At 62.6% G+C, this 17,378-nt stretch carries 15 protein-coding genes; 7 read left to right on the top strand and 8 right to left on the bottom strand.

Annotated features, from left to right (window positions below):
- Positions 1 to 105 precede the first annotated feature (105 nt).
- Genes AC1DWA_RS17885 through AC1DWA_RS17870 form a run of 4 tightly spaced genes read left to right on the top strand, consistent with a single transcriptional unit; the run spans position 106 to position 4,711 of the window.
- Entirely contained in the window at positions 106 to 1,236 is a 1,131-nt protein-coding gene (locus tag AC1DWA_RS17885; protein WP_046379329.1) for a thiolase family protein, read from the top strand.
- A 54-nt stretch (positions 1,237 to 1,290) separates the two neighbouring features.
- Complete coding sequence (locus AC1DWA_RS17880; RefSeq protein ID WP_477846491.1) at positions 1,291 to 2,055, top strand: SDR family NAD(P)-dependent oxidoreductase; 765 nt, start codon at positions 1,291 to 1,293, stop codon at positions 2,053 to 2,055.
- Between the two features lie 41 nt (positions 2,056 to 2,096).
- Positions 2,097 to 3,752, top strand: a complete 1,656-nt coding sequence (locus AC1DWA_RS17875) for a class I adenylate-forming enzyme family protein (protein ID WP_477916877.1) — start codon at positions 2,097 to 2,099, stop codon at positions 3,750 to 3,752.
- 53 nt (positions 3,753 to 3,805) lie between these two features.
- A complete protein-coding gene (locus AC1DWA_RS17870) occupies positions 3,806 to 4,711 on the top strand; it encodes an NAD(P)H-dependent flavin oxidoreductase (protein ID WP_477846500.1) in 906 nt (301 codons plus the stop codon).
- Here AC1DWA_RS17870 and AC1DWA_RS17865 read toward each other — a convergent pair.
- From AC1DWA_RS17865 to AC1DWA_RS17840, 6 genes are read right to left on the bottom strand one after another with little or no spacing between them, the layout of a single operon-like run.
- Positions 4,708 to 5,619, bottom strand: coding sequence for a LysR family transcriptional regulator (locus AC1DWA_RS17865; RefSeq protein ID WP_113682594.1), 912 nt, complete (start codon positions 5,617 to 5,619; stop codon positions 4,708 to 4,710). The two genes, AC1DWA_RS17870 and AC1DWA_RS17865, sit on opposite strands and share 4 nt — an antisense overlap.
- 3 nt (positions 5,620 to 5,622) lie before the next feature.
- Positions 5,623 to 6,525: a LysR family transcriptional regulator gene (locus AC1DWA_RS17860; protein WP_133727135.1), complete on the bottom strand. Its 903-nt coding sequence runs from the start codon at positions 6,523 to 6,525 to the stop codon at positions 5,623 to 5,625.
- Positions 6,526 to 6,555: 30 nt separating this feature from the next.
- Positions 6,556 to 7,368, bottom strand: coding sequence for an enoyl-CoA hydratase/isomerase family protein (locus AC1DWA_RS17855; RefSeq protein WP_477846490.1), 813 nt, complete (start codon positions 7,366 to 7,368; stop codon positions 6,556 to 6,558).
- Positions 7,365 to 8,126, bottom strand: coding sequence for a crotonase/enoyl-CoA hydratase family protein (locus tag AC1DWA_RS17850; protein ID WP_477846489.1), 762 nt, complete (start codon positions 8,124 to 8,126; stop codon positions 7,365 to 7,367). The genes AC1DWA_RS17855 and AC1DWA_RS17850 overlap by 4 nt, the downstream gene beginning before the upstream one ends.
- Before the next feature lie 37 nt (positions 8,127 to 8,163).
- Positions 8,164 to 9,210 (bottom strand): MBL fold metallo-hydrolase, encoded by a 1,047-nt coding sequence (locus tag AC1DWA_RS17845; protein WP_003940131.1) that lies wholly within the window; start codon positions 9,208 to 9,210, stop codon positions 8,164 to 8,166.
- The gene (locus AC1DWA_RS17840; RefSeq protein ID WP_477846488.1) at positions 9,207 to 10,766 is read right to left on the bottom strand and encodes a long-chain-fatty-acid--CoA ligase; all 1,560 of its coding nucleotides are present in this window, start codon (positions 10,764 to 10,766) and stop codon (positions 9,207 to 9,209) included. The genes AC1DWA_RS17845 and AC1DWA_RS17840 overlap by 4 nt, the downstream gene beginning before the upstream one ends.
- Before the next feature lie 187 nt (positions 10,767 to 10,953).
- On the opposite strand from AC1DWA_RS17840, the gene AC1DWA_RS17835 reads away from it, so the two are divergent.
- Complete coding sequence (locus AC1DWA_RS17835) at positions 10,954 to 11,898, top strand: LysR family transcriptional regulator (RefSeq protein WP_477846487.1); 945 nt, start codon at positions 10,954 to 10,956, stop codon at positions 11,896 to 11,898.
- Here AC1DWA_RS17835 and AC1DWA_RS17830 read toward each other — a convergent pair.
- A complete protein-coding gene (locus AC1DWA_RS17830; protein ID WP_021331928.1) occupies positions 11,832 to 12,722 on the bottom strand; it encodes a LysR family transcriptional regulator in 891 nt (296 codons plus the stop codon). The genes AC1DWA_RS17835 and AC1DWA_RS17830 overlap by 67 nt on opposite strands.
- Positions 12,723 to 12,903: 181 nt before the next feature.
- Between AC1DWA_RS17830 and AC1DWA_RS17825 the strand changes: the two genes are divergently transcribed.
- Positions 12,904 to 14,574 (top strand): chitobiase/beta-hexosaminidase C-terminal domain-containing protein, encoded by a 1,671-nt coding sequence (locus AC1DWA_RS17825; RefSeq protein ID WP_477916871.1) that lies wholly within the window; start codon positions 12,904 to 12,906, stop codon positions 14,572 to 14,574.
- Positions 14,575 to 14,652: 78 nt separating this feature from the next.
- On the opposite strand, the gene AC1DWA_RS17820 is transcribed toward AC1DWA_RS17825, so the two are convergent.
- A complete protein-coding gene (locus AC1DWA_RS17820; RefSeq protein WP_477916869.1) occupies positions 14,653 to 15,843 on the bottom strand; it encodes an acyl-CoA dehydrogenase family protein in 1,191 nt (396 codons plus the stop codon).
- A gap of 310 nt (positions 15,844 to 16,153) precedes the next feature.
- On the opposite strand from AC1DWA_RS17820, the gene AC1DWA_RS17815 reads away from it, so the two are divergent.
- A complete protein-coding gene (locus AC1DWA_RS17815) occupies positions 16,154 to 17,374 on the top strand; it encodes an acetyl-CoA C-acetyltransferase (RefSeq protein ID WP_020909227.1) in 1,221 nt (406 codons plus the stop codon).
- Positions 17,375 to 17,378 lie beyond the last annotated feature (4 nt).

Here is a 17,378-nt window from a genome sequence, read left to right as displayed (position 1 = left end):
AGCCATTCACCGAAAGACATTGCCGGGTCGACCCGCTCGTGATCGACTCGAGGTACGCCCCGACCGCACAATCGCAACACCGGGCACGAACAGCAGGAGAGATACATGCGAGATGCCGTCATCGTCGACGCAGTACGTACACCGATCGGCCGTCGAGGACGCGCCCTCTCGGAGATCCATCCGGCCGAACTGTCCGCACATGTACTGCGTGCACTCGCTGAACGGACCGGACTCGACGCGGCCACGGTCGACGACGTGATCTGGGGATGCGTCAGTCAGGTCGGCGAACAGGCCGGAAGCATCGCCCGCACAGCGGCACTCGCCGCCGGCTGGCCCGACAGCGTTCCCGGCGTCACATTGACCCGGGCCTGCGGATCGAGCCAGCAGGCAGTTTCCTTTGCTGCGGCCACCGTCATCTCCGGTCAGAACGACGTGGTCGTAGCCGGAGGCGTCGAATCGATGTCGCGAGTTCCGATGGGAACCGCCAGCAAGAACGGTGAGCATTTCCCGGCTTCGGTACTCGAACGCTACGGTGTGGACAGTTTCAGCCAGGGGACCGGCGCCGAGATGATGGCCCGGAAATGGGCGCTCACACGAACGGCTCTGGACGAATATTCCCTCCGCTCACACGAACTCGCGGCCAGCGCCACCGATGCTGGAGCATTCACCGGGCAGATCACTCCGATCGCCGGGTTGTCCCAGGACGAAGGCATTCGGCGAGGCGGAAGTCTGGAGTCGCTCGCGAAGTTGCCCCCGGCCTTCGACGCCGACGGTGTCATCCACGCCGGCAACTCTTCTCAGATCTCCGACGGGGCGGGCGCCACACTCGTCACGACCAGCGAGTACGCCCGGGCACGCGGTTGGAAGCCGCTCGTTCGTATTCACACCGCAGTGGTCGCAGCCGACGACCCGGTCATCATGCTCACCGGTCCGATTGCCGCCACCGCAAAGGCACTGGACCGCTCCGGGTTGTCCATCGACGACATCGGCGCCTTCGAGATCAACGAGGCATTCGCCCCCGTCCCGCTTGCCTGGCAGGCTGAAACCGGCGCAGCCATCGATCGTGTGAATCCGCTCGGCGGCGCTATCGCGGTCGGCCACCCACTCGGCGGATCAGGTGCGATCTTGATGACTCGCCTGGCACATCACATGCGCGACAACGGAATTCGATACGGTCTCCAGTCGATGTGCGAGGCCGGCGGCATGGCCAATGCGACCATTCTCGAATTGATCTGACCCGACAACGCTTTCGGGCCGACACGTCATCCAGCAGGAAAGAAGAATTGATCCATGAAACTCGAGGGACTTTCCACCGCGATCACCGGCGGCGCTTCAGGTCTCGGCCTGGCAACCGCTCGACGGCTGCTCGACGCCGGAGCGCAGGTCACGTTGATCGATCTGCCTTCGTCCGACGGTAAGCAGGTGGCGGCCGATCTCGGAGCTGCCGCGCAATTCGCCCCGGCCGACGTCACCGACAGCGAACAATTCGCCGAAGCACTCGACGCGGCGCACGAGCGCGGCGGCCTTCGCGGCGTCGTCCACTGCGCGGGTGCCGGGCGTCGCATGCGCATTCTCGACAAGGACGGAAAAGCCGGATCGGTCGAAGATTTCGAGTTCGTCGTCAAATTGAATCTTGTCGGTTCGTTCAACGCACTCCGTCTCGGCGCCGAGCGGATGGCAGAACTCGATGCCGCGGACGGTGAGCGAGGTGCCATCATCATGACGGCGTCGGTCGCAGCATTCGAAGGTCAGATCGGTCAGATCAACTACACAGCATCCAAAGCCGGCATCGTCGGTATGACGGTCACCGCTGCCCGCGATCTCGCCAGCCGCGGAATCCGCGTCAACACCATTGCTCCCGGCATCATGGACACTCCCCTGCTGGCGCGCCTGCGCGAAGATGTGCGCACGGCCCTCGAAGCCTCGGTTCCCAACCCCTCACGGCTGGGTCGCCCGGACGAGTTCGGCCAGCTGGCCGTCTCGATGCTCGAGAACGGCTATCTCAACGGCGAAACCATCAGACTCGACGGCGCTATCCGAATGGCTCCCCGGTGACGGGCATCAGCGTGATCGCCAATCCTCAACTGCGCCACAACATGCACTACCCGGACACCACCATGGCCTACTGGGCACCCAGCATGGCGGCGCTCTACGGTGATCGCCTCGCCGTCGTGGACGGCGAGCGCACGTGCACGTTCCGCGAACTCGGTCAGCGCAGTGCACAATTCGCCGGCGCACTGCGGCAGGCCGGGGTCGGCGTCGGCGACGTCGTGTTGCTACACCTCGGCAACTGCGTCGAGTTCCTCCAGGCCTACTACGGCTGCCTGCAGGCCGGGACGACCGTTACATTGGTCAATCCGCTGCAGCCAGAACTTGGACTGCGCAAGCAGATCGAGGAGACGTCCGCCGTTGCTGCGGTCACTCAGAGTTCGCAGCTGCACACACTGCTCGCGGCCTCTTCCGGAACCTCCGTACGTACGATCGTGATGGTCCAGGACACCGAGGGTGCGCTCGACACACCGGAGTCGGTCGTCGCGTTCGACGCCTTCATCGCCGATCTACCCACCGAATTCACCCCTGCCTCCGTCCGAAGCGACGACATCGCACACATCGCGTTCACCGGCGGAACCACCGGAGTATCCAAAGGTGTTCGTGTTCTTCACCGCAACGTCGTCGGCAACATCACGCAGATGTGTGGGTGGAGAACCGGGCACGAGTTGGAGGCAGGTCCGGACGGTCTCGTCACGCCTCGACGCATCGACGGCCTCGACGTGCTCGGTCCGACGCCGGGAACAGGGGCGACCATCGTGGTCTCACCTCTCTTCCACGCACATTCGTTGCTCAACACGTCGTTCCTGTTGATTTCCGGTCTCACCCAGGTATTTGCCGGTCGGTTCGAACCCGGCCGGATGCTCGAACTGATCGAAAAGCACGAGGCCACCTATCTCACCGGGTCTCCCGCCATGTGGCATGCACTGTCGGTTCATCCCGACGCTACGGTGCGCAACACCGACAGCGTGTGCGTCGTCTCTTCGGGCGCTGCCCCGATCGACAGCGTCACGCTCGCCGCACTCCGCCGGGCATTTCCCAAAGCGCTCGTCGTCGAGGGGTACGGGCTGACCGAGGCCACCTGTGTGGTCACGGCAGCTCCGCTGATCAACGGCTCGGAATACCGGCAGAGCAGCGTCGGCCTCCCGATCTTCGACACCGAAATCCAGATTCGCGATCAGCTGGACCGGAAGACCGTTCTGGGCGAGAACGAACGCGGCGAACTGTGGGTGCGTGGGCCTCAAGTCACCGACGGCTATCTCGGACACCCGGAAACCACCGCAGAACAGTTCGTCGACGGCTGGTTGGACACGGGTGACATCGCGTACCTGGACTCGGACGGATACCTCTTCATCTGTGACCGGGCGAAGGACATGCTCATCTACAAGGGGTACAACGTCTATCCGCGTGAACTCGAAGAGATTCTGGTTTCGCACCCGGCGATCTCGACTGCCGCGGTTGTCGGCCGCGAAGTGGGGAGCAACGGCCAGGAGCCCGTAGCCTTCGTGGTGATGATTCCGGGCGCCGAGTTCGACGCCGAGCAGATCAAGGCGTTTGTCGCCGAGCAGGTGCTGCYGTACAAGAAGATTCGCGAGGTCGTCGAGGTAGAACTCCTTCCGACATCGGCTGCCGGTAAGGTCCTCAAGACCGACCTCCGCTCGAGACTTCTCGAATCCGTCGATCAGAAAGGCGGTTCCAGGTGACGACCTTCGCAGACCTGACGTCGCAACTGCGTGTCCCGGTTCTCGCTTCACCGATGTTCATCATCTCGACTCCTGACCTCGTCATCGCGCAGTGCACCGCTGGGGTCATCGGGTCCTTCCCGGCACTGAATGCTCGTCCGCAGTCGGCACTTCGGGATTGGCTCAAACTGATCACGGTCGCTCGTGAGGACCATGATCGTGAGCACCCGGAAAATCCGTCGGCGCCATTTGCCGTCAACCTCATCGTCCACCGGTCCAACAACCGCCTGGAAGAGGACCTGGCGACCATCGCCGAGTTCGAGGTTCCGATCGTCATCACGTCCCTCGGCGCTCGCACCGACATCAACGACGCCGTCCACGCATACGGTGGAATCGTTCTTCACGACGTCATCGACAATCGCTTTGCACGCAAGGCGATCGAGAAGGGCGCCGACGGACTGATCGCGGTAGCTGCCGGGGCCGGTGGTCATGCCGGTAGGCAGTCGCCGTTTGCCCTGATTCGGGAGATTCGTGAGTGGTTCGCCGGTCCACTGCTGTTGTCAGGTGCCATCGCTCATGGTGATTCGATTCTCGCTGCGCTCGCGGCCGGAGCCGATTTGGCATACGTCGGATCAGCTTTCATCGCAACCGAAGAGGCTAACGCGGATCCTGCGTACAAGGAGATGATCGTGGGTTCAGGGGCCTCCGACATCGTCTATTCCAACCTGTTCACCGGAGTACACGGAAACTACCTGCGGGGCAGCATCGTTGCCGCCGGCTTGGACCCCGACAACCTAGCCGAATCCGATCCTTCCGCAATGAGTTTCGCGACCACCGACACCGATACCAAGGCGTGGCGCGACATCTGGGGCGCCGGACAGGGCATCGGAGCGATCGACGCCGTACTTCCGACGCATGCAGTAGTAGAGCGTCTCGCCGCCGAGTACGCTGCCGCTCGAGAACGCATCTGCCGACTCTAGTGCTGTGACCGGTGTTCGTCAGAGAGGGATTCGTCGGACAGGTACTCGTGGATCAGGTTCACGAATACCTGTCCCACCGGCGACAACGTCGAGGGGTCGAAGGCGAGACCGTACGCACGCAGGAATCTCGGCTCGCAGGCCCGTTCCACGACCTGACCAGGCATCGATTTCGCCACCGAGCGCTCGACCAACGAACCGCCGAGGCCGGCGATGACCATCGGGAGCCGTGACTCCCGTTGCTCGGTCACCACCGCGAGTTCCGTTCTAATACCGGCCTTTCGGATCGAATCTTCGATCGCGTCGCCCATCGCTGCCCCGCGAGGAACGAATACCATGGGAATGTCCGGCATTTCCGAAAGGCGTACCGGCCCCTCGGGCAGTTCGGTTCCCGCCGGGTAGACCAGGCGGTACTCCTGCTCCCCCAATTCGACGATCTCGAGCCCTTCGCCCGCTTCGAGTGGCAGATGAGCCACCGCGAATTCGCAGTGGCCGTCCCGGATGAGACTTTCCAGATTGTCCTCACGCTCGAGTTCCGAGAATCTGACTCGTGCTTGCGGATAGCGTCGACAGAACTCCGCAATCAGATCGACGATCGTCCCCGAGGTCAGTGCAGGGAAAGCCATGATGTCGAGGCGTCCGACGATGGCGCCATCGGATGCCGTCAACTGTTCAGCCGCCGAAGCTACGTCTCGCAAAACCTGTCGACTCGGGCCGACCAGGCTGCGACCGGCCGCACTGAGCACCATGCCGCGCCCGATGCGATGGAAAAGCCTCACTCCCAGTTCACGTTCGAGCCCGCGCAACGCTTGTGACACGGTCGGCTGAGCAACTCCCAATGCAGCTGCGGCGCCGTTGATTCCCTTGTTTTCGACGACCGCGAGGAAGTACTCCATCTGCCGGAATTCCACAGTTCACTCCTCTTCCTTGGACGGAACGGCGGAGGTGGCCATTTCCGCAGCCGTCGCGATGAATGCGGCGGCGGCCGGGGATTGCTCGCCCGAGCGATAGACGATGCCGACGTCGCGTGTCAGCGGCGGATCGAAGGAGAAGGCGCAGACGTCTGTCATCTGCTGCTGTGCAACCCTTCTCGGCACGACAGTGGCGCCGATTCCGCGGCGAACCAGTTCCCACGTGGTCACAGGGTGGACACAGTCCACGACTACGTTCTCGGCGCCTTCGCTCAGTAGACCCCGGAACTGATTCGATTGATCACCGAGATCGACCACCAGCGGCAAACTGTGCAAGAGGGCTCGCGGAACCGGATCCGCCAACGGCGTTGCAAGCCGGCCGGACAACGACGCATGGGTGGCGAGTACCAACTCCTGAGCGGCAATCGGAGCCGTGACCAAACCTTCGTACCCGATACTCAGATCGCTGACGCCGACCTCGGCCGACCCTCGCCGTAACGCATTGTCGACCCCGGCCGGGCCGTAGGTGTCGAGGACGCGCACGACGATCTTCGGAAAGTTGGCCCGGAATCGACGAACCAACTCGACCATCGGATCGATGGAGAACGCCGAGTACGAGACGACGTCCACCCGGCCGAACTCGAGTTCGCGAACGGCGGTCACTTTAGCCTTCGCGCGCTCGACGTCGGCAAGGATTCTCCTGGCCGCGAGATCGAACGTGCGGCCCGCGTCGGTAAGAACCAACCGCCTGCCGGTCCGATCGAACAGCGTGGCGCCGAGTCGACGCTCGAGCGTGCGAATTGCCTGTGACAGCGAGGGCTGCGAAATGTAGAGAGCCTGAGCGGCCTTCGTTATCCCACCGTGGTCGACGACAGCGACGAAGTAGGTGACGAAATGCAGATCCACTCATCCATCATACGACCAGCGATCTGACGCTCACTCCACTCGAGTTAGCCCTGGTACGGCCCACTCTCCGGTGAAGACCGGCTCCCGCTTTTCCACGAAGGCACGAACCGCGTCGGTAGCATCCGTCGCAAAATTGACCGCTTGCGCCCTCGCCTCGTTGTCCAAGGCTTCCCGCAACGAGAGTGAAGTGTGATGTTCGAGCATGGCGGCAGACTGACTCAGTGCGGCTGGCGGACCGTCAGCGAGCCGCTGCGCAAGCTTCGACGTGTGTTCGTCCAGTTCACCCGGTTCGACCAGATAGGTCACCAGCCCGAGCTCGTAGGCTTCCTGTGCGTCGATCGTCTCGGCGAGAATCACCAGTCGCTTCGCTTGCTGGAGGCCGACCAGTCTCGGCAGGATCCACGAACCCCCGAAGTCGACAGACAACCCCCGTTTGGCAAAGATCTGGCTGAACTTCGCGCCCTTGGCTGCTACGACGAAGTCGCAGAGCAACGCCATGTTCCATCCGGCTCCGACGGCAAACCCGTCGACCTTCGCCACCAGAGGCTTGGGAAACTCACCCAGTGCGATCGCCGTTGCGTTGATGACACGCATGCGATCGAGCGGGTGCGACGAGCCGCGTTTGTCCAGATCGGAGCCCGCACAGAAGGTCCCGTCCGCGCCGGTCAGGATCACAGAGCGAATCTGCGAATCCTCTTGAAGTTCGAGGACTGCTTCACGTAGAGCGATCCAGGCGTCGAGATCGAGAGCGTTGCGGCGGTGCGGCCGACAGAGAACAATCGTCGCGACAGCACCATCACGTTCGATGCTTACGGCCGCGCGCTCGATCGTCTCGGCACTCATGAGCCACTCCACACGGGAGAGCGCTTCTCGGCAAACGCCGTTGCACCTTCCTTGGCGTCACGTGAGGTGAAGACCGGGTCGATGAATTCGCGTTGCGCGACAAAGGCATCCGGATCGGTGTACTTGGCGGACATCGCCAGTACCTGCTTGGTCGCGCGAACAGCCAGTGGACCGTTTGCCGCTACTCGGGCCGCAAGCTCGCCTGCGACGGTCAGTGCCTGTCCCGGTTCGGCGAGCCGATTGACCAAGCCGTGATGATGCGCCACGGTGGCACTGAGCGGATCCCCAGTGATCGCGATTTCCATGGCCAACTGGTACGGGAGGATCTTGGGCAGACGCAAAAGGCCACCGGCGGCCGCGGCAAGTCCCCGCTTCACTTCGGGCAAGCCGAATTTCGCGTCGGTGGATGCCACGATCAGATCGGCCGCCAACGCAAGTTCGCACCCGCCGGCGAGGGCCCACCCCTCGACGGCTGCGATCAGCGGCTTCGACGGCGGAGCCTCGGTCAGACCGGCAAAACCACGACCCGGCAGCGATGGCCGTTCCCCGCGCGCAAAACCCTTGAGATCCATACCAGCGCAGAAGGTTCCACCAGCTCCGGTCAGAATACCGATGGTGAGGTCCGACCTGTTCTCGAACTCGTCGATGGCCGCAGCCAAGGCTTCGGCAAGTTCGAGATTGACCGCGTTCTTGGCCTCGGGACGATTGAGGGTGATGACGGCAACGCCCTCGGCGAAGTCGGTGAGCACGACGCTCATGTTCGGTTCCTACTTCCGTGATGAGATTCTTGAAAGGTCACTGCGCGCGAATGCTCCAGCGCACGGGTGTGCCGCCGGACGGTGTCACGATCTCCCGCTTGGCCAAAACAACGAGATGAGCATGGGTTTCGCGGACTGCCAAGCGAAGTAGTCGCGGCGACATCTGTTCGAACGGGCGAGACCAGGAGATCGTGCGTGAGAGTTCCCAGGCCGTGGATTCGGGCTCATCCTGCACCGCAGCCACGATCTCCGCCAATCGCTCCTCGTGGTGCCCCATCAATTGACGTGCACGATCGGCGATCCCACGGAATCGATATTCATGTGCCGGAAGCACTTCGCATTCGCCCAGTGTTGTCGTCGCCTCGAGCGAGAGAAGATAACGATGAAGCGGGTTCTCGAGTTCACCGGGAATCGTGGAGATGTTCGGGCTGATCCTCGGCAGCATGTGATCGCCGCTGAACAACAAGCCTCTGTCCTCTTCCACGAAGCAGAGATGTCCGGGAGTGTGCCCCGGTGTCCACTGGGCCCGGAGATTCCACCCGGGAAGATCGAGTGAATCACCGTCTCCCAGAACAATGTCGATGGTTTCGTGCTCGGCGAACCGCACCAGGTCGACCCGAGACGCGTCGAGCACTTCGGCCGGTGCGCCGAGTTCGGACAATTGCAGGTTCCAGCCACTGATGTCGTCGCGGGTCTGCTCGGGACCGTGGTATCCGAGGAGCGTCGCGTCGGCCACGTGCATCGCAAGCGTTGCGCCGCTGACCTGCCGAAGACGCGGCGCCAGACCGAAGTGATCGGGATGCAGGTGCGTGATTGCCGCATAGCGCACTTCGGAAACGTGGTATCCGATCGATGCTATGCCGTCGACGAGAGCCTGCCACGACTGTTCGTGATCCCAACCGACGTCGATGAGGGCAAGTCCGTCGTCGAGCGCGAGTGCGTAGACGAGCACGTAACGCAAAGGGTTGTCCGGCATGGGAACAGGGATCGACCACAATCCGTCCCGCACCTGTTCGACCGGTGGAAGGACTTTGTTCGCCCACGCCTCACGTTGTGCGACACCGACGTCTTCGGTCACGATCATGATGCTTCTCCGCTCGCGTTCAGCATGGTCCGCAGGCTCGACTTGAGCAGTTTCCCGCTCGCGTTGCGAGGTAGGGAGTCCACGAAATGGATCTGGCGAGGTTTCTTGTACGACGCCAACTTCGCTGTACTGAACGCGATCAACTCGTCGATGCTCGGCACGTCGGCACCGTCGACCAGTTTGACCACCGCGGTGACGGATTCACCCCAGCGCTTGTCCGGAACCCCGACCACAGCGACCTCGGCAACCGAGGGGTGTTCGGCCAGAATGGATTCCACCTCGATCGGATAGACGTTCTCACCGCCGGTGATGATCATGTCCTTGAGGCGGTCGGTGACGAACAGATACCCCTCGTCGTCCAAATGGCCGGCGTCGCCTGTTCGGAGAAAGCCGTCCTGAGTGAACAATTCCGCCGTCTCTCGTTCACGTCGCCAGTACCCGCGAGTGTTGTTTCTGCTGCGCGCAACGATCTCACCGGATTTGTTGGGCGGCAATACCTCACCAGTTGTGACGTCTCGAATGGAGATCTCGACGCCGATCATGGGTTTTCCCGCAGATCGGAGCAACTCCGAACGCGGTCCGCTCACATGATGGTCGAAGGCACGAAGGACGGATACCGAACCCGTTGTCTCGGTCATCCCGTATCGCTGGACGAATTTGCAGTTCAAGACAGTCATCGCATGAGCGAGGAGTGCCGGAGTGATCGGAGACGCCCCATAGGCGACCACCTCCAGGCTCGCCAGATCGAAACTGTCGAGAGTGGGCAGATCTACCAGCGTCTGAATGACGGCAGGCACCAGAAATGCATGGGTGACGTGGTGAGTCGCGATGGCATCAGCGACCCGAGCCGGCGCCATGTCTCCGAGCAGCACCAAAGGCACTCCGGCCGACAAGCACGTACTCATCCAGCCGGCGCCGGCGATGTGAAAGAGGGGAAGTGCGTCGAGTGCGACTGCATTCGAACCGAATTCGTAGACATCGAACCCCTCTGGCTCGTTGTACAGATTCCGGTGCGTGGCCACGACGCCCTTGGGCCGGCCGGTTGTCCCGGAGGTGTACAGCTGCAGAACTGCTGCGTCCGGATCGTGCCCCTGTCCGGGGTCGACGCCGTTCCCGGAGGCCACGAACTCCGCCCAGGTTCGCGAATCCGGCAGGCCCCCTGCAGCTCCCACGGTTATGACCTCGATCTCCGGCAACGCTGCGGACATCGCCGCCGCCCCCGCGGCGAACTCGTCATCGACGATCAAGACGTCGAGCTCCGCATCCTCGGCGATGTCGACGAGTTCGAGTGGGTTGAGCCGCCAGTTCAACGGGATGAACACAGCGCCTGCCTTCGCACACGCGATGAAGGTTTCCGCACCTTCGAGCCCCATCCGCAGTAACGCACCGACGCGAGCACCGGCTGCGGTCACTTCTGCCAGCGCGCTCGCCAAGGTACTGGTCTCGCCATCCAGCTCAGCCCATGTCAAAGTTCGGTCGCCGCACGTGATCGCCGGATCGGACGGCCGTGTCGACGCCGAGTGGCGTATCCGGTTGGGTAGGTGAAGCTCGCTCACATCACGCTCCTGTGTTCCAGGTACTCACCGAGCACGAACCGCGGTCGGTGGTACTGGAACAGTCGACCATCGCTATGGCCTGCGCCACAAAGACGAGAAGGCGCACAGAGCCATAGCTGAGACCTATGTCTGCAGGTCGCAGCAAGTCGCAGGCGCCAAGGCGTCGTCATCTGCGAGAATTTGTCAGATGCTGGCACCCGGGATGGACATACGCAGCGCGCAGTATCTCGTCGCCGTCGTCGATCACGGCAGCGTCACCGCCGCCGCGGACGTCCTGCGTATCTCGCAACCGTCACTCTCGCAGGCCGTACGCAACCTCGAACGAGCACTCGGAGCCACACTCTTCGAGCGCACCACTCGCGGTCTGGCTCCCACCACAGTCGGACTGGCAATTACCGATTCTGCACGTGCGTTGCTCGCCGACGTTGCTCGGGCCGAAGCCGCGGTGGCCGCAGTAACCGCTTTGCGCGCCGGCGAACTCGCCATAGCTGTTCAGTCCGATCTTGCCATCGACCCTGTCGCAGAGGTCGCGGGACGCCTCCATCTGACGGCGCCCGGCATTCGGTTCTCCACGAACGCCGTCCCGAACGCACAGGACGTGCGCGCGCTGGTCAGAGCGGGCACGTGTGAACTCGGGTTTCTCGAGACCCACCCGGGTACCGATGTCTCCGACGGGCTTCGAGAAATTGCCGTGAGTACCCAGGAAACGGTCTTGTCGATCCCCGTTCGCCTGGCCACAGACCTACCCGATCCGGTTCCGCACGCCGTGGTTGCGCGCCTGCCGATGGTGGTCGAGGCATCGACATTTCGGCGCGGGCGTTCGATCGACGGCGATCTGGAGCTCACCAACGTCGTCGTGGAAGTACCTGATCGCCTTGCCGTCCGGGAAATGGTCGGGCAAGGTGTAGGCGCCGCGCTGCTGCCCAGATCGATCGCCGAACAAGACTCCCCAGCATCTGAGGTTCGCTCGCTTTTCCCACCGATCACGCGGCAGACGATCTTGGTCTACCGCGACGGCCCGCTCTCGCCGGCCGGGTCTGCGTACATCGAGAACGTCTCCACACGTCACAAGCCGCCTACGAACAGCCTGCCCAACGGCGAGAGCGTCTCCGGATCGAACTCGATGCCGTAATTCAGTGAGATCGCCGGCTCCACCGGAAATATCTCCGCGCCGGACGCGACCGATCTCTCGGCCAACGAACGCTCCATGAATGCCATGCCCAAACCCGCAAAGACGAACGCGCCGACGGTCTCCCGCTGCGCCAACTCCGTCGACATCCGAGTCCGGGCCCCGGCGGCCTGCAGAGACGACTCGATGGCAAGCCGAGCCCGCGAGTGTTTGAGCACACCCACCACGGGGAGATCGGGCAACGCCGTCAATGACACCGGCTCTCCCGCAGCGGGTTTCACACCATTCGGCCAGACGTCAGGATGAACCCCCGACGGCACTGCCAGCCAGTATTCGTTCACCCCGATCACTTTCGTGGACAGCGCCGACATGTCGGGTGGCCAATAGCTGAAGACCACCTCACATGCGCCGTCTGCCAACACCTGCTCAGACGTTGCGCCCTGCGGCAGTTCACCGACCCGAACGGTCACAGCAGGCCACCGCTCACGAAAGTCCGCCACGATGCGTGCGATCGGACCTTCGAGACCATGTGCCGCGGAGCAGATGTCGAGCCGCCCACGAGGCTCGTCGGCCGTCCCGGTCGCGACATTGAATGCGGCCGCACTGCTGCGCATCATCTGCCTCGCCGGCCCTACCAACGCCCGACCTGCCGCCGTCAGAACCAAACCGCGACCGACACGGTGAAACAGTTCGACTCCGAGTTCACGCTCGAGACCACGAATACCCTGCGACAACGACGGCTTGGTGACCGACAGATTCTGCGCAGCCGTCGACAAGGACTCCCCACCGGCAACGGCAAGGAAGTACTCGATCTGACGTAGGTCCACGCCATCGACTTTGCCATAAGCGCAGCCGACAGTACCGCCGGCAAGCGCGGACGGTGTTCATACACGCTTCACTAGTCGGACATACAGGACACACCTTTTTCTACCCGGCGCCACCTAGCGTAATTGGTCCAGACCAATTACGAATGGGTCTGAACCACCGCGTCGAAGACAAGGAATCCTCGTGAGACGTACGACCATCGCGATAGCAGCCGTGACCGCGGCTCTCGCCGTTCCCGGCATCGCCCCCGCCGAATCCCAAGCCGAACCCAGCTGGGGCAGTTCGTCCTTCGAATGGGGTAGCTCTTCGGGCGAGAGCAACACGCCGCCCGCAGCGCCCGGCGTCAGCGTCCCCGGCGGACGGTACGAGCACCCTGTCGATCTGACCTTCACCGCCGAGCGCGGCGCCACCGTCCGCTACACCTTGGACGGAACGACACCCACCACCGACAGCCAAGCTGCCACACCGGGACGTCCGCTGCAGATCGCACAGGACACCAACGTCACTGTCGCCGCTTTCCGCGGCGATCACGCGAGCGCGGCCGTCTCGTTCGGCTACCTGATCAAGACCTCGGAGAAGCCGCTGGCTCAGGTCGTCGTAATGTCCGACGTCCACGTCGGCGACCACGCGAACAACGMCAAGAAGTACGAAAGCTTTTTCGACACAATCGGTTCCATCTTCCCGAAACCCGACGCGATCCTCTCCAACGGCGACATGATCAACGACAACGGAGACGGCAAGGGGCCTGACCACAAGATCGTCGCAGAAATCTTCCAGGCAAACCTCGCCAGGAAGGGCATGAACGACACACAACTCCTGATCTCCAACGGCAATCACGATGCAAGTCTCGCGGCAATCAGAGCCGGATATCCGGCGGAGTGGTTCCCGGATTCCGGTGGCGGATACTACGAATCCGATGTCAGCGGTGTCCATCTCTTCACGGTCAACACCGAGACATACAACAATGATTCAGCGCAACGTAATTGGCTGAAGTCCCGCCTGACCGAAATCACCGCGGAGTCCGGGAACCTGACCAAGCCGATCCTGGTCCAGGGACACCGGCCGGCAAGCAACACAGCCATGGACGGCCAGCAGGCGTCGAACCCTCGACTGACCGAAGACTTGAGCGCCTTCCCTCAGGCAATCTTCTTCTCCGGGCACTCACATCTGAACAACAACGACGACCGGTCGATCCATCAACGCGACTTCACGTCGGTCAACGACGGCTCGATGTCCTACATCGAAATCGATCACGGCTACCAGATGGTGACCGAGTCCGGTCTCGCGAACCGTTTCGAATCACCCACTGCCCAAGCGCTCTTCGTGGAGGTCTACCAGGACCGCACGGAAATCAACCGCATCAACATGGCGGCAGACAAGCACGACATCTACACCGGAGGCGCGTGGTCAGCCAACTGGCAGCCGCCGTACTCGAGCGCGGGCACGCTGAGCGGCTCGGGTTGGACGGTCGAGCTCGACGGGTCGACCAACCAGCAGATCAAGGACAACTTCCGCTACACCTCGGGCGCACGGAACACGCACGCGCCGGAGTTCACCTCGAGCACTCCGCTCTCGGTGACGACCGGCGAAAACGGTGCGACCGCACTGAGGATCGCGCAGGCCAAGGACGATCAGATGGTGCACCACTACGCCGTCGAGGTCACGGACACAGCCACCGGAGCGAAGGTGGTCTCGTCGAAGGTGCTCTCGGACTTCTACTTCATGCCGCGGCCGAACAGCCTCGACATTCCGATTCCCGATGCCGCAGCGGGCACCGCATACGAAGCCCGCGTCGAAGCCGTTGACGCATACGGCAACCGGTCACCGGTGACGACCTTGACCTTCACCCGCTGATATTTACCCACTGACGTCCACCCGCTGATCCGACACGACAAAACGGCACCGCGCATGTTCGCGGTGCCGCTTGTCGGCTCAGTTGTAGGTGCGCAACAAGCCCTTGCTGATGATCTGCTTCTGGATGTCGCTGGTGCCTTCTCCGATCAGAAGGAACGGCGCCTCACGCATCAACCGCTCGATCTCGTATTCCTTGGAGTAGCCGTATCCACCATGGATACGGAAACTGTCCTGCGTGACCTCCGAGCAGAATTCACTCGCCAGATACTTCGCCATACCCGCTGCGACGTCGTTGCGCTCACCCGAGTCCTTGAGCCTGGCTGCGTTGACCATCATCAGATGTGCCGCTTCGACTTTGGTGCCCATTTCGGCGATCCGGAACGCGATGGCCTGATGCTCGGCGATCGGCTTGCCGAACGTCTCGCGCTGCTTGGCGTAGGTGACAGCCAGTTCGAAAGCGCGCTGGGCGATTCCGCACGCACGCGCGGCGACGTTGACCCGGCCGACCTCGACGCCGTCCATCATGTGCCGAAATCCCAAGCCGGGAGTGCCACCGAGAACCTCTTCGGCTCCGATCTCGAAGCCGTCGAAAATCATCTCCGTGGTGTCGATTCCCTTGTAGCCCATCTTCTCGAGCTTGCCCGGAATGGTCAGGCCCGGGAGTACCTCGCCGAAACCTGCGGGCTTCTCGATCAATATCGTCGTCAGATTGTTGTGCGGCTTCTCCGCGCCCTCGTCCGTCTTGACAAGGACTGCCACCAACGTCGACGAACCACCGTTGGTCAGCCACATCTTCTGGCCGGTGATCACGTAATCGCCGGACTCCGCACGCTTCGCCTTGGTCGATATGGCAGCAACATCGGAACCCAGGGCCGGTTCCGACATGGAAAATGCGCCGGTGAGTTCCCCGGACGCCAGACGTGGCAGGTACTTCGCCTTCTGTTCCGGCGTCCCGTGCGCGGAGATCATGTGAGCCACGATGAAATGCGTGTTGATGACGCCGGACACGCTCATCCATCCACGGGCCAGCTCTTCGACGCACAGCGCGTAGGTGAGCAATGATTCGCCGATACYCCCGTACTCGGGGTCGATGGTCAGTCCGAACAGACCCATGTCCTTCATCTGCTTGACGATGTCGGTCGGGTACGTATCGGAGTGTTCGAGCTCCTGCGCCGCGGGGATGACCACACGATCGACGAACTCGCGTACCGCCCCGACGATGTCGCTCTGGGTCTCGGTCAATCCCGCCGTCTGCGCCAAACGAGTCACTGTTCCACCTGTCTGTCGGTACTTCGTGCTCTCCTGTCGACGAAACTGATTCGACTCCAGGAACTTTCACCCCACCGCGACATGTGTGCGGCAGAGACGCTGCATCCATTCAATCCCCGAACGGTATATGTGTCAAAGTCGATTTCGCATACGAACCGTATGGCGGAAACTATGTCCGAACAGGTCGTTCCTGCTGTTGACAACCGCGCCACGCGTGCTGGATATTCGAGTGGCCAGGTCGCTATGGGGCCCTTCGATCGGCCCGTTCACGCGACGCATTCCCCACCTCTCCTCGAGACAGGCGCATTCCATGCACGACGCAGTCATCTGTGAACCCGTTCGCACCCCGGTGGGCGGATTCGGCGGAGTCTTCAAGGACGTTCCCGTCACCACTCTCGCCAGCACTGTTGTGCGTGGCCTCGTCGAACGAACCGGCATTGCGTCCACCGATGTCGACGACGTCATCTTCGGTCAGGGTTACGCCAACGGAGAGGCCGCGGCCATCGGGCGAATCGCGGCACTCGACGCCGGTCTGGACGTGTCCGTTCCCGGAATACAACTCGATCGCCGTTGCGGTTCGGGATTGCAGGCGATCATCTACGCCGCGATGCAGGTACAGACCGGGATGAGTGATCTGGTCATCGCCGGCGGCGCCGAGAGCATGAGCGGAACCGAGTTCTACTCCACCGACATGCGTTGGGGCACAAAGCGCCCTTCGGTCGAGTTCCACGACCGATTGGCCAAACCGCGCACGAACTCCGGCGGAGTCAACTTCCCAGTCGAAGGCGGCATGATCGAGACCGCCGAGAACTTGCGCCGGGAGTACTCGATCACCCGCGACGAGCAGGACCGATACGCGGTGCGATCGCACGAACGGGCCGTTCATGCCCAGGACAGCGGGTATTTCGACGACGAGACCATTCCCGTTTCGGTGCGCGGGCGCCGTGGTGAGCAGACAGTCGTCACTCGCGACGAGCATCCACGCCGAGGGATTCAGCTGTCCGATCTTGCTGCACTGCGCCCCATTCGAGGTCGAGTCGACCCCGAAGCCACAGTCACCGCCGGAAACGCCTGCGGCCAGAACGACGCCGGAGCCGCGGCCATCGTCACCACTGCGGCCAACGCCGAACGCCTTGGCCTGCGACCGTTCGCGAAACTGGTCAGCTGGGGTGTGGCGGGTGTGGAGCCGAACCGGATGGGCATCGGACCGGTGCCTGCCGTGGCGAAAGCTCTCTCCCGTGTCGATCTGTCGCTGGACGACATCGACCTCATCGAAGTCAACGAGGCATTCGCCGCACAGGTTCTCGCGTGCGCCAAGGCCTGGGGATTGAGCGCGCAGGACATCGAGGAGCGCTTCAACGTCAACGGTTCCGGGATCTCGCTCGGACATCCTGTCGGTGCCACCGGTGGGCGGATCCTCGCCAATCTGCTGCGCGAACTCGACCGGCGCCAGGGACGGTACGGGATCGAGACCATGTGTATCGGTGGCGGACAAGGGATTGCAGCGGTGTTCGAGAACCTGCGACGCTAGAAGC

The sequence above is a fragment of the Rhodococcus sp. P4_F3_2 genome, from assembly GCF_056401335.1.
The sequence above is the reverse complement of the archived record's forward strand: the minus strand, read 5'-3'. Positions and strand labels throughout refer to the sequence as shown.

What these genes read in the sequence shown, in the direction of transcription:
- AC1DWA_RS17885 (WP_046379329.1), top strand. Translation starts at nt 106, where the DNA reads ATGCGAGATGCCGTCATCGTCGACGCAGTACGTACACCGATCGGCCGT.
- AC1DWA_RS17880 (WP_477846491.1), top strand. Translation starts at nt 1,291, where the DNA reads ATGAAACTCGAGGGACTTTCCACCGCGATCACCGGCGGCGCTTCAGGT.
- AC1DWA_RS17870 (WP_477846500.1), top strand. Translation starts at nt 3,806, where the DNA reads ATGTTCATCATCTCGACTCCTGACCTCGTCATCGCGCAGTGCACCGCT.
- AC1DWA_RS17855 (WP_477846490.1), bottom strand. Translation starts at nt 7,368, where the DNA reads ATGAGTGCCGAGACGATCGAGCGCGCGGCCGTAAGCATCGAACGTGAT.
- AC1DWA_RS17850 (WP_477846489.1), bottom strand. Translation starts at nt 8,126, where the DNA reads ATGAGCGTCGTGCTCACCGACTTCGCCGAGGGCGTTGCCGTCATCACC.
- AC1DWA_RS17845 (WP_003940131.1), bottom strand. Translation starts at nt 9,210, where the DNA reads ATGATCGTGACCGAAGACGTCGGTGTCGCACAACGTGAGGCGTGGGCG.
- AC1DWA_RS17835 (WP_477846487.1), top strand. Translation starts at nt 10,954, where the DNA reads ATGCTGGCACCCGGGATGGACATACGCAGCGCGCAGTATCTCGTCGCC.
- AC1DWA_RS17815 (WP_020909227.1), top strand. Translation starts at nt 16,154, where the DNA reads ATGCACGACGCAGTCATCTGTGAACCCGTTCGCACCCCGGTGGGCGGA.